The organism is Rhabdonatronobacter sediminivivens, assembly GCF_013415485.1.
GTDB lineage: Bacteria > Pseudomonadota > Alphaproteobacteria > Rhodobacterales > Rhodobacteraceae > Rhabdonatronobacter > Rhabdonatronobacter sediminivivens.
On the sequence record NZ_JACBXS010000012.1, the window covers coordinates 19,120 to 34,898 of the forward strand.

A 15,779-nucleotide genomic window follows, 5' to 3' on the forward strand; every position below is an offset into this window, starting at 1 on the left:
CAGCGCGCTTCATGCCCAATCTGATCGCACATGTCGTCCTTCTGGCCTGGCCGCTGGCCATCTATGCCATGTTCCGGCTGATGAGCGTGGAGCGCGCGCTGATCTGGTCCATCCTGGGCGGCTACATGCTGCTGCCCGAGGCCACGGCGATCAACCTGCCCATGATCCCCGCGCTCAGCAAGGTGACATTGCCCAATGTCACCGCCTTCGTGATGATCATGCTGTTGCTGGGCAAACGGATTGCGCTGCTGCCCGAATCCACCCTGGGGCGCGGGCTGATCGGGCTTTTCATCCTCAGCCCCATCGTGACCGTTCTGAACAACCCCGAGCCGATCCCCTTCGGCACCATCTGGGTCGGCAGCCTGTCCATCCATGACCCGGGGATCGACGCTCTCAGCGATATCCCCGGGCTGCGCCCGTATGACGCCATCGCCTTTGTCGGCAACCAGCTTTTCCTGATGCTGCCGCTGTTCATGGCCCGCCAGTTCCTGGCCTCCGCCGCAGCCCTGCAGGAACTGCTCAAGGCGCTGGTGATTGCCGGGCTGATCTATTCCATCCCCATGCTCTATGAGGTCCGCTTCAGCCCGCAGTTGCACACCATGGTCTATGGGTTCTTCCAGCATGATTTCAGCCAGGCCATGCGCGGGTTGGGGTTCCGGCCCTTTGTCTTCATGCCGCATGGGCTTTGGGTAGCGTTCTTTGCGCTGATGACCTTTGTTGCCGCCGTTGCGCTGGCCCGCCATGCCCCAGCCGAAGACCGGCCCCGCCGGACACTGATCGCGGCCTATCTGGGCGTGGTGCTGCTGCTGTGCAAGACGCTGGGCGTGATTATGATGGCGCTGGCGCTGGCGCCGATGGTGGCGCTGCTGGGCACCCGGATGCAACTGCGGATCGGCGCCATGGTGGGTGCGGCAGCCATGCTTTACCCGCTGATGCGCGGCGCCGGGCTGGTGCCGGTCTGGCAGTTCCATGACATCGTTGCCGCGCGCAACCCGGAACGCGCCCAATCCTTCGAATTCCGCCTGACAAACGAAGAGCTTTTGCTGGACCGCGCTGCGGAAAAAGCCCTGTTCGGATGGGGCTCCTGGGGGCGCAACCTGCTCCATGATCCCATGACCGGACAGGTGGAAACCATTGTCGATGGACATTGGATAATCGTGATCGGAAGCCATGGCTGGTTGGGGTATATTGCCACATTCGGGCTGCTGTGCCTGCCATTCCTTTTGCTGTGGTGGTGGTCACGCAAATTGCCCGATGCCGAATTGTCGCCATGGATTGGCCCACTTACCCTGATACTGGCTGCAAACATGATCGATCTTTTGCCCAATGCCACACTGGTGCCCTTCACCTGGCTGCTTGCCGGGGCGTTGCTGGGCCATGCCGAACTGTTGCACCGACGCGTGCTGGAATTGCGGGCAGAAACGCTGGCCTGGGACACACGTTCTACCCGTGCGGGGTTGCTGACGGCGGCCAGACCCCGGCCGCGACCACAGGCCGAACCGGCGGCGCGCGACGGGGCGCCGCAATCAGGCCCGAATCATAGCCACGCAGGGACCCGAAGGCAGGTATTGCGATGACCACGGACCGCGAAAACGACATCGCCATCATCGGCATGGCCGCGCATCTGCCGGGTGCGGGGTCGGTTGCGGCCTTCTGGGACAACCTGCGCGCGGGCCGCTCGGCCCTGCAGCGGCTGGATGAGGACACGCTGCTGGCCAATGGCGAATCCCCCGCCCGGCTGCGCGCCACCAACTACGTCCCCGTCGCCGCCCCGCTGGACGGCTTTGCCGATTTCGACGCCGAGTTCTTTGGCTTTTCGCCCAAGGATGCCGCGATCCTGGACCCTCAGCACCGCCAGTTCCTGGAAACCGCCTGGGAGGCGTTCGAGGATGCAGGCCACCCGCCCGCCCGCTTTGGCGGCCCGGTCGGCGCCTTCGCGGGCTGCGGCATGGGCAGCTATTTCTATTTCAACATCTGCTCCAACCCGGCGCTGGTGGATGACGTGGGCATGTTCCTGCTGCGCCATACCGGCAATGACAAGGATTTCCTGTCCACCCGCGCCAGCCATGTCTTTGACCTGCGCGGCCCGTCGGTGAATGTGCAGACGGCGTGTTCGACCTCGCTGGTGGCGGTGCATTACGCGGTCAATGCGCTGCTGACCGGCGAATGCGACATGGCGCTGGCGGGCGGGGTGACGATCGAGCTGCCGCAGGGGCGCGGCTACCTGTTCAAGGAAAATGAGATCCTCTCGCCGGACGGCGAATGCCACGCCTTCGATCACCGTGCGCAGGGCACGGTGTTCGGCTCTGGCGCAGGCGCCGTGGTGCTGCGGCGCCTGTCGGATGCGCTGGCCGATGGCGACCGGATCATCGCCGTGATCAAGGGCACCGCCATCAATAATGACGGCGCCGCCAAGGCCGGATACCTGGCCCCCAGCGTCGAAGGCCAGGCCGCTGCGGTGGCCGAGGCGCAGGCGGTGGCGGGCGTCACGCCCGACAGTGTCAGCTATATCGAATGCCACGGCACCGGCACCTATCTGGGCGATCCGATCGAAGTTGCGGCCCTGACGGATGCTTTCCGGCGCGGCACCGAGCGCACGGGCTTCTGCCGCATCGGCTCGGTCAAGACCAATATCGGCCATCTGGACACCGCCGCCGGGGTCGCCAGCCTGATCAAGGTCGCTAAGGCGTTGGAGGCGCGGGAGCTGCCGCCCTCGTTGGGCTATGAGGCGCCCAACCCCGCAATTGATTTCGACAGCAGCCCGTTTCTGGTCAACGACCGCCTGACGCGCTGGGACAGCGACGGCCCGCGCCGGGCGGGGGTGAACTCATTGGGCGTGGGCGGCACCAATGCCCATGCGGTGCTGGAGGAAGCGCCCGAGGCAGCGGCGTCGGAGCCTTCGGACTGGCCCTTCCAGATCCTGACCCTGTCCGCGAAATCCAAAGGCGCACTGGAGGACGGCAGCGCCCGCCTTGCCGCCCATCTGCGCGCCCGCCCGGACCAGCCGCTGGCCGATGTGGCCTTCACGCTGAAGGAGGGCCGCACCGCCTTTGACCGCCGCCGCGTGGTGGTGGCCGAAACCCATGAAGATGCCGCCACCCTGCTTGATGCCGCCGACCCCCGGCGCGTCCACACCCATACCGCGCTGGACACCCCCGACGTGGTGTTCATGTTCCCCGGCGGCGGCGCGCAATATGCGGGCATGGCGCGCGATCTCTATGAGACCGAACCGGTGTTCGCGGAATGGATGGACAAGGGGCTGGCGGTGCTGGACAGCCTCGAAGACCGTGATATCCGCGCCCTCTGGCTGCCCGAACCGGGCGCCGAGGGTGCGGCGAACGAAGCCCTGCGCCGCCCCTCGCTGCAACTGCCGCTGATCATGGTCACCGAATACGCGCTGGCGCAGATGTTCATGGGCTGGGGCGTGCAGCCCAAAGCACTTGTGGGGCATTCGATGGGCGAAAACACCGCCGCCGCGCTGGCGGGGGTGATGGGGTTCGAGGATTGCATCCGCCTGGTCCATCTGCGCGGTACGCTCTTTGACACGGTGCCCGCGGGGGGGATGCTGTCGGTTCCGCTGTCGGTCGCGGCCCTCGCCCCGCATATGGGGGATGATCTGGACATCGCCTCGGTCAATGCGCCGGAACTGACGGTGGTTTCGGGCCCCGATGCCGCGCTGGCGGATCTGGCCGCCCGGTTGGAGTCCGAGGGCATCGAGACCCAGCGCATCGCCATCGACATCGCCGCCCATAGCCGGATGCTGGAGCCAATCCTCGAACGTTTCGGCGCCTTTCTGCGCTCCATCCCGCTGCAGGCGCCGCAACTGCCGGTGATCTCCAACCGCACCGGCCAGCCGCTGAGCGCGGAACAGGCCACCGACCCGGACTACTGGGTCGCCCATCTGCGCAACACCGTGCATTTCGCCGATTGCATCGGCACGCTGGCGGCGGAACCCAACCGCATCTATCTGGAAATGGGGCCGGGGCGGGCGCTGGCCTCGCTCACCCGGATGCACGGGGGCGTGCCGGGGCAGCAGGTGCTGTCCGTGCTGCGCCACCCGGAAGACCCCATCGCCGACGACCGCCACCATCTGGAGGTTCTTGCCCGCATCTGGGCGCTGGGCGGCCGTTTCGACTGGTCGCAGATCTGGGGTGAGGCGCGGCGCGCGCGGGTCGAACTGCCCACCTATGCGTTTCAGCGCAGCCGCTATTTCATCGAACCGGGCCAGCCGCAAGCCACGCCCGAAACCGCGCTGGCGCGGGTCGATGACGTGACCGACTGGGGCCACGCGCCCCATTGGAAACCCATGGCCGCCGATTGCGCCATTGACCCGGCGACAGAACTGGACCGCGCCCCGCGCGAAACCTGGGCAATTTTCGCCGACGAGGCTGGCATGGCCGCCCCCGTGATCGACCGGCTGCGCGCCGCCGGGCACCGGGTGGTGGTGGTGCGCGCGGGCGATGCCTTTGTGCGCCGCGGGGCGGATGACTATCTGCTGGCCCCTGAACACGGGCGCGAGGGCTTCGACGCGCTGGTGCAGGCGCTCATCGCCGAGGGCGCCGCCCCCACCCGCATCGCCCATTTCTGGCTGGTGACGAAGCGCGAAAGCTTCCGCCCCGGCTCCAGCTTCGTGCATCGCAATATCGAACAGGGGTTCCATGCGCTGCTGTTCCTGGGCCAGGCGTTGGTGGCCGAATCGCTGCCGATGCCGGTGCATCTGACGGTCGTGACCTCGGGCGCCGCCGCGCGCGGGGATGAGCCGCTCCCCTACCCGGAAAAAGCCACCGTCGCCGGCCCGGCCCGCGTGCTCCCGCGTGAGGTGCCGGGCCTGACCTGCACCACGCTGGACGTGGCGCTGGCCGATGCCGGCCCCGCCCTGACTGACCGGCTGCTCGAAGACCTGCTGGCCACCCCTGTCAATGGCACCGCGCTGCTGCGCGGGGACCGCCGTTATGCGCAGATCCTGCGCCCCGCGCCGCTGCCCGAAACCCTGCCGGACCTGCCACAGGGCGCGCATTGGGTCATCACCGGCGGTTTCGGCGGCATCGGCCTGCGCCTGGCCGAGGAACTGATGCGCCGCTTCGCCGCCCGCATCACCCTGATCGCCCGCACCCCCCTGCCCGCGCCCGAGGACCGCGCCGACTGGCCCGATGACCCTGCCGACCCGGTGGCCCGCCGCCTGATGGCCCTGCGGCGGCTGGAAGCCCTGGGCGAGGTGCATGTGGCCACCGCCGATGTCTGCAACATCGACGAGATGCGCGCCGCCCTCGATGACGCCCGCACCCGGTTCGGCCCGCCGCAGGGGCTGATCCACGCCGCAGGCGCGCTGGATGACGCGCCCATGCTGGCCAAGACCCCCGGCGCGGTCGAGGAGGTGCTGGCCCCCAAGGTCCACGGGTTGCGGGTGATCGACGCATTGCTGCCAGACGGCGCGCTGGACTGGCTGGTGCTGTTTTCGTCAACCTCGGCCCATGTGGCGCCGGTGGGGCAGGTGGATTACGTGGCCGCCAATGCCTTCCTGAACGCCTTTGCCCGCGCCCGGGCCGGGGGCCGCACAAAGGTGCTGGCGCTGGGCTGGGGCGTCTGGGCCGAAATCGGCATGGGGGCCGAGGCACTGGCGGCCCGTCTGGGCCAGGCCCCGAAGCTGCCCGACACGCCGCTGGACGGCCCGGTGTTCCGCAGCCTTGGCCGCAGCCCCGGCGGCGCGCAGCGGCTGGAGGGGCGGCTGAGCGCGCATGACTGGCTGGTGGATGAACACCGCACCGCCGATGGCGCGGCGATCCTGCCCGGAACCGGCGTTCTGGACCTGGCCGCGCAGGCACTGGCGGCGGTGGGCGAGGGCCTGCCGTTCGAACTGCGCGACCTGACCTTCTTCCGCGCCACCGAGGTGCCCGAGAGCGGCACCCGCAGCCTGCGCGCCACGCTGGAGCGCAGCGCCGAAGGGTATGATCTGGCGCTGCGCAGCGATGCCGTGGCCGCGGGGCGGCAGGGCTATGTGCTCAACGCCCAGGCCCGCGTGGCGCTGGGCGAGGGGTTGCCCCCGCCGGGCCGCCTGGACCCGGCGGACATTGCCGCGCGCTGCCCGGACCGGCACGAAGGCCCGGGCCTGGACAGCCCGCAGGCCGCCCATATGCGCTTTGGCCCCCGCTGGCAGGTGCTGGAACGCATGGCGCTGGGCGATGGCGAAGGGCTGGCGCATCTGGCCCTGCCCGAGGCCTTCACCGCCGACCTGCACGCCGGTTTCGTTCTGCACCCGGCGCTGCTGGACATCGCCACCGGCTGGGCCATGGCGCTGATCCCGGGCTATGGCGCGCGGCATCTGTGGGTGCCGCTCTCCTATGGCAGCGTCCGCGTGCATGGCCCGCTGCCCGCGCGGATCATCAGCCATGCGCGGCTGCGCCCCGGCGCTGACCCCGGCTTTGCCGAATTCGACGTGACCCTTGCCACCCCTGATGGCGCCGTGGTGCTGGAGGTGGCGCGCTTCGCCATGAAACGGCTGGAGGCGGGCTTCACCCCCAGCCCCATCCGCGCTTCGGAGATGGAGTTCGACCGGACCGCCGAGGCCACGCTGTCCCCCGCCGAGGAACGCCTCCGCGCCGCCATCGCCCTGGGCATCACCCCGGATGAGGGCGCGGGCGCCTTCCTGCGCGCGCTGGCGCATGGGGGGGGCGAATTGGTGGTTTCATCGGTTCCGCCGACCGCGCTCCGGGCCGAGGCCGATGCCGCCGCCACCGCCCAGACCGGCGACGGGCAGAAATTCGACCGCCCCCAACTGGACAGCGACTATGTGGCGCCCCGCAACGAGATCGAACGCACCCTGGTGGGCTTCTGGGAGGATCTGCTGGGGGTCGATCAGATCGGGGTGGAGGACAGTTTCTTTGACCTTGGCGGCCATTCGCTGATCGCCGTGCGGCTGTTTGCGCAGGTCAAGAAGGCGTTTGCCGTGGAGTTCCCGATCTCGGTCCTGTTCGAGGCACCCACCGTGGCCGCCTGCGCCGGCATGATCGCCGAAGCCACGGGCACGGACACGGGCGCCGCCCCCGATGCCGACAGCACCGCCACCCCCGCCGCCCCGCCGCAGCGCCGCTTCACCCATCTGGTGCCCATGCACGAAGGCGAGCCGCGCGCCGCCACGCCCTTCTTCCTGGTGGCGGGCATGTTCGGCAATGTCCTGAACCTGCGCCATCTGGCGCAGCTGATCGGGCGCGAACGCCCCTTCTACGGGTTGCAGGCGCGCGGGCTGATGGGCGGGGCCGATCCGCATGACAGTATCGAAGCCGCCGCCCGCGACATCATCGCCGAAATGCAGCAGGTCCAGCCCCATGGCCCCTATATGCTGGGCGGCTTCTCGGGTGGCGGCATCACCGCGTGGGAGATCGGCCGCCAACTGCGCGAGGCCGGGCATGAGGTCACGCTTCTGACGCTGCTGGATACACCGCTGCCCCTGCGCCCCGGCCTGTCGCGCGCCGACAAGGCGCTGATCAAGCTGGCCGAATTCCGCCGCAAGGGGCCGGGCTATGCCGCCGAATGGTGGCGCGCCCGGCGCGACTGGCAGGCGCTGCAGGCCCGTGGCCCTGCCGCCGACAGCGCCGATGCCTTCCACAATGCCGCCATCGAAGCGGCCTTCCGCAGGGCCGTGGCGCAATACCTTGTCACGCCCTGGGACGGCAACGCGGTGCTGTTCCGCCCGCCGCTGGACCGGCACTGGCAGGTCACCGGCGGGCGCTGGGTCAGCCGCGAGAAGGAATTCGTGCTGCCGGACAATGACTGGACCCGCTTTGCCCCCGCGCTGCAGGTCTTCGAGGTGCCGGGCACCCATGACAGCATGGTGCTGGAACCCAATGTGCGGGTCCTGGCGGCAAAACTGCGCCGCCTGATCCTGGATGCCGAACACACTGCGCGCGCGCCCGCGCAGGCAGCGGAGTGATGCCCATGCCCCGGAACAACCCCCTTCAGACCGTTCTGACCGTCATCCTCAACTGGCGCACCGCCGAGATGACCGAGCGCGCCACCCGCGCCGCCCTGCGCGCCATGGAGGGCGTCGATGGCGCCATCACCATCGTCGACAATGACAGCGGCGATGGGTCTTTCGAACATCTGCGCGCGGCCTTTGCGGGCCATCCGCGGGTGCAGGTGCTGCAATCGGGGCATAATGGCGGCTACGGGGCCGGAAACAATGTGGGCATTCGCGCGGGCCTTCCCGGCGGGCAGCGTCCGGACCTGGTGTTCCTGCTGAACTCGGACGCCTTTCCGGCACCTGACGCCATTCGGATCCTGCGCGATTATCTGACCGCACATCCCGATACCGGCATGGCGGGCAGCCATGTCCACGGCAGCGATGGCGAACCGCATGTGACCTGTTTCCGCTTTCCTACGGCCTGGTCCGAACTCGAAGGCGCTGCGCATACCGGGGTGATCTCACGGCTGCTGGGGCGCTTCCAGGTGCCGATCACCCCGCCGGACGCCCCGGCGCGGGTGGACTGGCTTTCGGGGGCCAGCCTGATGATCCGCTCGGACGTGCTGGACCGGGTCGGCCTGTTCGATGAGCGCTTCTTTCTGTATTTCGAGGAAACCGACCTGTGCCGGCGGGCGGCGGGCGCGGGCTGGCCCTGCGTCTATGTGCCGGACTCGCAGGTGGAGCATATCGGCTCGGTCAGCACGGGCATGCGCGAATGGTCACGGGTGCCGCGCTACTGGTTCGACAGCCGCTGGCACTATTTCCGCAAGCACCATGGCCGGAGCGGCGTGATGCTGGCCACGCTGGCGCATCTGGCCGGGGGCGTGATCTGGGGCCTGCGCCGGGTGCTGCAGCGGCGCGGCGCAAAGACCCCGCCATATTTCTTCCGCGATCTTGTGCGACACGCCGGGCGCAGGCTTCTGTCCCGGGGGCCGAAGGGTGGCGCGCTGAAGCAGCGGCCACAATCCGCAAGCCAGGAGTATTCCACATGACCCGTTTTCGTGCCCTTCTGATCGGCGATGCCCCGCTTCTGGTGCATTGCGCCGAGGTGCTGATCCATCGCGGGCATGAGCTGGCCGGGGTGGTAAGCACCGACCGCGGGGTGTCGGACTGGGCGCGCGCGCATGAGTTGCCCGTCTTTGCGCCGGGGCCGGATCTGGGGCGGCGGCTGGACGGGGTGGCGTTTGACTGGCTGTTCAACATTGCCGGTCTGTCGCTGCTGGGCGCCGATGTGGTGGCGCAGGCGCGCCGGGGGGCGGTGAATTTTCATGACGGCCCGCTGCCGCGCTATGGCGGGCTGAATGCGCCGATCTGGGCACTCCTGCGCGGCGAAAGCGAGTATGGCGTGACATGGCACCGGATCATCCCGCAGGTCGATGCCGGGGATATCCTGGTGCAGCGCCAGTTTGTCATCAGTGCCGATGAAACCGCGCTCAGCCTGAATACCCGCTGCATGAGCGCCGGGATCGACAGTTTCGGCGATCTGCTGGACGGGATCGAAGCGGACAGCCTGACGCCCCGCCCCCAGCCGGGCCGGGCGGACCCGATGTTTCGCGCCGCGGACCGCCCCGCCAATGCCGGGCGCATCGACCTGAACGCCCCGCGGGCCGAGGTTCTGCGCATGGTGCGCGCGCTGGATCATGGCCATTACTGGAACCCGCTGACCCTGCCCAAGCTGGAGCTTGGCGGCCGTGTCGCCTGCACCGGCCGGGCCGAACCGGCCGAGGGCAGCGGCATCCCGGGTCAGGTTCTGGCGGTGGCGCATGACAGTATCACGCTGGCCTGCGCCGACGGGGCGGTGCGGTTTTCCGCACTGACCTGCCCCCATGGGCAGCCCCTGGATCCCGGCGCGCTGGTGGCGGTGGGCGACAGGCTTCCCCCCGCGGATCCGGGCCTGACCGAAGCGCTCGCCGCTGTTCTGCGCGACGAGCCCTTCTGGCGCGCGGCGCTGTCGGACTTTCACCCCGCGACCCTGCCCGGTGTCACCGCCCCCGCAGGCGCGCCGGACCTGCACGCCGTGGCGCTGGACCTGCCTGCGGCGGTTTCCGCCGAAGGGCTGGCCGCGCTGGGGCTGGCATTGGCCGCCCGCCTGTCCGGGGCCGCGCGGGTGGATATGGCCTGCGCCACCGAAACCACCGCCCCCGGCTATATCGCCGATTGGGTTCCCCTGGGCGCCGATGCGCAAGACAGCCTGGGCCAGGTCGAAGCCCGCATCGCGACCCTGCTGGAGCGGCTGGGGCGCACCCCGGGCTATCCCTGCGACCTGATCGCCCGCGACCCGGCGCTGGCCCCGCCCGCCATTCCGCATCTGGCGATTGCCGCCGCCGAAGCCGCCACCACCGCCGCGACCGCCGCCGACGACGAGATCGCCTTGCCCGGGGCCGCGCTGACCCTGGTGCCCGGTCCGGCGCCGCGGCTGATCTTCGATGCCACGCGGGTCTCACCAAAGCTGGCCGCCGGGTTTGCGGAAGGTCTGTCGCATCTGGCGCAGGTGGCCGACCCGTCGCGCCCGCTCAACGCACAGGATTTCGCGCCGGATGCGGAGCTTGACGCACTGATGGCCCCCGCCGACGCCACCGCGCGCGCCTATGACCGCATCTGCATCCATCAGGCATTCGAGGCGCAGACCGCCCGCACGCCGGATGCGACCGCGCTGGCGTTCGAAGGGCAATCCCTCAGCTACGCCGAGTTGAACGCCCGCGCCAACCGTGCGGCACATGTGCTGCGCGCCATGGGCGTAGGCCCGGATCAGCCGGTGGCGCTGTGCACCCGGCGCGGGCTGGCGATGATGGTGGGCGCCCTGGCGATCCTCAAGGCCGGTGGCGCCTATGTGCCCATGGACCCGGCCTATCCCGCCGACCGGCTGGCGCATTACCTGGCCGACAGCGGGGCGCGGGTGATCGTCACCGAACATGCCGCATTGGACGCGCTGCCCGGCCATTCCGCCGATCTGCTGCAACTGGACACCGACACGCGGATCGCAAGCGCCCCGGACACAAACCCCGAGGCGCCGGTCACCCCCGACAATCTGGCGTATCTGATCTACACCTCGGGCTCCACCGGCCTGCCAAAGGGGGTGATGATCGAACACGGCAATGTGGCGAATTTCTTTGTCGGCATGGACGACCGGATCGCCCATGACCCGCCCGGCGTCTGGCTGGCCGTCACCTCGCTGAATTTCGACATCTCGGTGCTGGAGCTGTTCTGGACGCTGGCGCGCGGGTTCAAGGTGGTGGTGATGGGCGATGAGGATCGCATGGTCACCTCGAACGCGCCGGTGCCTGTGTCCGATCAGGGGATGGAGTTCTCGCTCTTCTACTGGGGCAATGACGATGGGCCGGGGCCGCAGAAGTACCGCCTGCTGCTGGACGGCGCGCGCTTTGCCGATACGAACGGCTTCTGCGCCGTCTGGACGCCGGAACGTCACTTCCACGCCTTTGGCGGCCCCTATCCCAACCCGGCGGTGACAGGTGCTGCCGTGGCAGCGGTCACGCAGAACATCGCCGTGCGCGCGGGCTCTTGCGTGGCGCCCCTGCACCATCCGGTGCGGATCGCCGAGGAATGGGCCGTGATCGACAACCTGACCGGCGGGCGCACGGGGCTGGGGATCGCCAGCGGCTGGCACCCGGTGGATTTCGTCCTGCGCCCGGAAAACCGCCACCCCCATAACAAGCAGGCCATGTTCGACACCATCGACGCCCTGCGCCGCCTGTGGCGCGGCGAGGCCGTGGAGTTCGACAAGGGCGACGGCCCGGTGCCGGTCAGCACCCTGCCGCGCCCGGTCCAGCCGGAGCTGCCCCTGTGGCTGACCATCGCCGGCAACCCCCAGACCTGGCGCGAAGCCGGCGAGATCGGCGCCAATGTCCTGACCCACCTGCTGGGCCAGAGCATCGACGAGGTGGCCGAGAAGATCGGCATCTACCACCAGGCCCTGCGCGATGCGGGGCGTGACCCGGCGGATTACAAGGTCACGCTGATGCTGCACACCTTTGTGGCGCGCGACCGTGAACACGCGCGCGAGGTCGCGCGCAAGCCGATGCAGGATTATCTGCTGTCGGCGGCGGGGCTGGTGAAGCAATATGCCTGGGCCTTTCCGGCATTCAAGCGTCCGCAGGGCGCGCGCAACCCCATGGATATCGACCTCTCGTCGCTCTCCGAGGATGAGGTCGCGGGCATCCTGGATTACGCCTTCAACCGCTACTTCGAGGATTCGGGTCTCTTTGGCACGGTCGAGGATTGCCTCGCCCGCGTGGAGCAGTTGAAAGCCATCGGTGTCTCCGAAGTCGCCTGCCTGATCGACTATGGCATCGCGCCCGACACGGTGCTGGAGGCGCTCTATCCGCTGGCCGAGGTGGTGCGCCGCGCCAATGCTGGCGCGGAACTGGCGGAAACCGACCACTCGCTGGCCGCCCAGATCGCGCGCCACAAGGTCACCCATTTCCAGGCCACGCCGTCGATGATGCGGATGCTCATGGCCGATGATGTGGCCCGCGCCGCATTGGCCCGCGTGCCCAACGTGCTGATCGGTGGTGAACCCCTGCCGGGGCCATTGGCGGCCGAGGTTGCGGGCCTCACCGGCCAGCCGGTGCAGAACATGTATGGACCGACCGAAACCACCATCTGGTCCTCGACCGCGCTGACTTCGGGCGGGCCGGGAACCGAGGCCATCGGCACCCCCATCGCCAACACCCAGCTTTACGTTCTGGATGACGCGTTGCAGCCGGTGCCCGCGGGCGTGGCGGGCGAATTGTGGATCGGCGGCGATGGCGTGGCCCGCGGCTACTGGCAGCGCGATGACCTGACCGCCGAGCGGTTCCGCCCCAACCCCTTCGGCCCCGGGCGCATCTATCGCACCGGCGATCTGGTCCGGCGCGAGGCTGACGGCCGACTCGCCTATCTGGGCCGCGCCGATCACCAGATCAAGATCCGTGGGCACCGCGTCGAACCCGGCGAGATCGAGGCCACGCTGGAGGCGCTTCCCGGCATCACCCGCGCCGCCGTCACCGCGCGCGAGGATACCCCCGGCGATCTGCGGCTGGTGGCCTATTACACCGGCACCCCGGGGGTTGAGCTGCGCGCCGCGCTGGCCGGGGCCCTGCCCGCGCATATGGTGCCCGCGCATTTTGTGCCGCTGGCGGAATTTCCGCTGACACCCAACCGCAAGATCGACCGCAAGGCGCTTCCTGCCCCGCGCGCGGCAACGGCTCCGACCGCACCGGCGCCGGACAGCGCGGCGCCCGCCACCGACACCCAGGCGCAGATTGCACAGGTCTGGGCGGATGTGTTGGGCGTGGACCGGATCGGCGGGGGGGACAATTTCTTCAACCTTGGGGGGCATTCGCTGCTGGCGGTTCAGGCGCATCGCACATTGCGCGCGCGGCTGGACCTGCCGGGGCTGTCGATCACCGATATCTTCCGCTTCCCGGTCCTGCGCGATCTGGTGGCGCATGTGGATGGCAAACTGCGCCGCAGCACCCCCGCCGCGCAACCCGCGCCCCCGCCGCAAGCCGCAGCCCCGCTACCGCCTGCCCCACAACCGCCCGCCCGGTCGGCGGCCCCCGAACCCGCAGTGCCGCAGCCCGCCGCACCCGCGCAGCCCGATACGCGCCACGATGCCATGGCACGGCGCCGGGCCATGCGCGCGCGGCGGATGGAGCGGACATGACCACACGCACCGGGCCGGGCCGCATGAGCAGCGTGGCCACATTGTTCGACACCCATGTGGCCCTGGGCCAGGCGGACCCTTGCGCCCCGGCGCCGCCGCTGTTCCCGGATGAGCTGCGCGCCATGGCTGGGGCCACCCGCAAGCGGCGGCGCGAGTTCGCCGCCGGGCGCACGGCCGCACGGATGGCCATGGCGCAGCTTTCGCTGCCCCCGGTCGCCATACCCATGGCCCCGGACCGCGCGCCGGTCTGGCCCGCCGGGGTGCTGGGCTCCATCAGCCATGACCGGCAGACCTGTCTGGCGGTGGTGGCGCGCGCGACCTCGGGGCTGCGCGGGCTTGGGCTGGATATCGAACCCATGGACCCGCTGGCGGCGGACCTCTGGCCCGAAATCTGCCGCCCGGCCGAGCTGGACTACCTGCACCGCCAGCCCCCCGAAAACCGCGGGCTGTGGGCACGGATGCTGTTCTGCGCAAAAGAGGCTACCTACAAGGCGCATTACCCCCTGACCCGGACCATGACCGATTTCCACGCGCTGGAGGTCACGCTGTCCCCCAGCCGCTTCACCGCCCGGCTGTGCCAGCCTCTGCCCGGCTTTGCCACTGGCAGCGAATTGACCGGGCGGCTGGGTCTGGCAGGCGGCGCCATTGTTGCAGGGGTGACGCTGTGACGGTGCAAACCCCGCTGCAATTGGACCCCACCCCCATGGCGTTCCGCTTTGGTGCCACCCGCATCGACGTCAACATCCCCGACAGCGCCGCCCTTCTGGCCGAGGTTGCCCGCCGCTTCCGCAGCGGACAGGGCTTTGCGCTGGCCACGATCAACCTGGACCATCTGGTGAAACTGCGCGCCGATCCTGCATTCCGCAAGGTCTATGCCGCGCAGGATCTGGTGGTGGCGGATGGCAATCCGGTGGTGTGGCTCTCGCGGCTGGCCGCGCGCCCGGTGTCGCTGGTGCCCGGATCGGATATTGTGCTGCCGCTCTGCCGCGCTGCCCATGCAGCCGGCGTATCCATTGCCCTGGTCGGCAGCACGGAGGCGGTTCTGGACAAGGTCGCACAAGCGCTGGAGGCGCAGTTTCCGGGGCTGAAGATTGCCCTAGGCGCGGCCCCGCCCATGGGATTTGACCCGCAAGGCGCGCAGGCGCGTGACATCCTGCGCCAGATCGACGCCGCCGATGCGCGCCTGTGTCTGGTGGCCATGGGCGCGCCCAAGCAGGAGGCCTTTGCCCAACTGGGCCGCGACATCGCACCCGCCTGCGGCTTTGCCTCTATCGGGGCGGGGCTGGATTTCATCGCAGGGACCCAACGCCGCGCACCGCGGCTGATGCGGATGCTGGCGCTGGAATGGCTGTGGCGGATGCTGCTGAGCCCGCGCAGGCTGGCGCTGCGCTATCTGCGCTGCGCCATGGTTCTGCCGCCTGCCATGCTGGACGCATGGCGCCTGCGCCGCGCCGCACGGAACTGAAGCCGCCGCTCAATCCGCCGCGTCGGCATTCGCATCCGAATCATCACCCGTAGCGACCGGTGGGGTCGAATGAGTCATCAGATTCTCATCGGTGCGCAACAACTGGCGTTCGGCATCGTCGCGGGCCTCTTCCAGCGCATCCTCGGGCAGGTCGTCCGTTGCAGGCGCCTCGAACTCCGGCATGCGCTCGGCAGTGCTGGCCAGGATTTCCTGGGCACGCTCCAGATCATCTGGACTGTCGAACATGGCGCGCGCATCCTTAAAGATCTCGCCGCATTGCTCGAACATCGGGTCCTCGGCACAGATTTCCACCAGGCTGCGGACCTGTTCGCAGGCATCGCCCTCAGGGGCGGCGATACAGGCCTGCATCGGCTCTGCAAACCAGTCCATCTCGGCGCTGTCAGGGGTATCGGCCATGGCGCCCCCGGCCCAGAGCAGGCCTGCGCTGATCGCCGTCATCATCGGGGTCATTTGGGTTTTCATGGTCAGGTCCTCTTGCAAGCGGGTCAGTCCACGCGGTCCAGACGTTCGACTGCGCCCGCACCCGGGCTGTCCTTGGCCAGCGAAGATTTCGGCGCATTGGGGTCGTCCATCCGCTGTTCGACCCTCTTCTTGCCGACCAGGGCAAAGACGGTGACGCTGAGCAGCGTGAACAGTGCGAGCAGAACAATCAGGTTCAAGACATCCATGAG

At 69.1% G+C, this 15,779-nt stretch carries 8 protein-coding genes; 6 read left to right on the top strand and 2 right to left on the bottom strand.

Going from position 1 to position 15,779, the window contains the following annotated elements; all coding sequences use genetic code 11:
• The first annotated feature begins 11 nt into the window (after positions 1-11).
• From HUK65_RS07570 to HUK65_RS07595, 6 genes are read left to right on the top strand one after another with little or no spacing between them, the layout of a single operon-like run.
• Positions 12-1,577, top strand: a complete 1,566-nt coding sequence (locus tag HUK65_RS07570) for a hypothetical protein (RefSeq protein ID WP_179905552.1) — start codon at positions 12-14, stop codon at positions 1,575-1,577.
• On the top strand, positions 1,574-7,927 hold the full coding sequence (locus HUK65_RS07575) for a type I polyketide synthase (protein ID WP_179905553.1): 6,354 nt from the start codon (positions 1,574-1,576) through the stop codon (positions 7,925-7,927). Before HUK65_RS07570 ends, HUK65_RS07575 begins: the two co-directional genes overlap by 4 nt.
• Positions 7,927-8,949 carry a glycosyltransferase family 2 protein gene (locus tag HUK65_RS07580; RefSeq protein WP_407692418.1) on the top strand — a complete coding sequence of 341 codons (1,023 nt, stop codon included), beginning with the start codon at positions 7,927-7,929 and terminating at the stop codon, positions 8,947-8,949. The genes HUK65_RS07575 and HUK65_RS07580 overlap by 1 nt, the downstream gene beginning before the upstream one ends.
• Complete coding sequence (locus tag HUK65_RS07585) at positions 8,946-13,622, top strand: MupA/Atu3671 family FMN-dependent luciferase-like monooxygenase (RefSeq protein ID WP_179905555.1); 4,677 nt, start codon at positions 8,946-8,948, stop codon at positions 13,620-13,622. Before HUK65_RS07580 ends, HUK65_RS07585 begins: the two co-directional genes overlap by 4 nt.
• Complete coding sequence (locus HUK65_RS07590; protein ID WP_179905556.1) at positions 13,619-14,290, top strand: 4'-phosphopantetheinyl transferase family protein; 672 nt, start codon at positions 13,619-13,621, stop codon at positions 14,288-14,290. The genes HUK65_RS07585 and HUK65_RS07590 overlap by 4 nt, the downstream gene beginning before the upstream one ends.
• On the top strand, positions 14,287-15,087 hold the full coding sequence (locus HUK65_RS07595; RefSeq protein WP_407692419.1) for a WecB/TagA/CpsF family glycosyltransferase: 801 nt from the start codon (positions 14,287-14,289) through the stop codon (positions 15,085-15,087). Before HUK65_RS07590 ends, HUK65_RS07595 begins: the two co-directional genes overlap by 4 nt.
• Positions 15,088-15,096: 9 nt before the next feature.
• Here HUK65_RS07595 and HUK65_RS07600 read toward each other — a convergent pair whose 3' ends face one another.
• Positions 15,097-15,570 carry a hypothetical protein gene (locus tag HUK65_RS07600; protein ID WP_179905557.1) on the bottom strand — a complete coding sequence of 158 codons (474 nt, stop codon included), beginning with the start codon at positions 15,568-15,570 and terminating at the stop codon, positions 15,097-15,099.
• Positions 15,571-15,593: 23 nt separating this feature from the next.
• Complete coding sequence (locus tag HUK65_RS07605) at positions 15,594-15,776, bottom strand: hypothetical protein (RefSeq protein ID WP_179905558.1); 183 nt, start codon at positions 15,774-15,776, stop codon at positions 15,594-15,596.
• Positions 15,777-15,779 lie beyond the last annotated feature (3 nt).

Bases quoted from the DNA above. Each gene is read 5' to 3' on its own strand.
- HUK65_RS07585 (WP_179905555.1), top strand. From the start codon at position 8,946: ATGACCCGTTTTCGTGCCCTTCTGATCGGCGATGCCCCGCTTCTGGTG.
- HUK65_RS07580 (WP_407692418.1), top strand. From the start codon at position 7,927: ATGCCCATGCCCCGGAACAACCCCCTTCAGACCGTTCTGACCGTCATC.
- HUK65_RS07570 (WP_179905552.1), top strand. From the start codon at position 12: ATGCCCAATCTGATCGCACATGTCGTCCTTCTGGCCTGGCCGCTGGCC.
- HUK65_RS07600 (WP_179905557.1), bottom strand. From the start codon at position 15,570: ATGAAAACCCAAATGACCCCGATGATGACGGCGATCAGCGCAGGCCTG.
- HUK65_RS07590 (WP_179905556.1), top strand. From the start codon at position 13,619: ATGACCACACGCACCGGGCCGGGCCGCATGAGCAGCGTGGCCACATTG.
- HUK65_RS07575 (WP_179905553.1), top strand. From the start codon at position 1,574: ATGACCACGGACCGCGAAAACGACATCGCCATCATCGGCATGGCCGCG.
- HUK65_RS07605 (WP_179905558.1), bottom strand. From the start codon at position 15,776: ATGGATGTCTTGAACCTGATTGTTCTGCTCGCACTGTTCACGCTGCTC.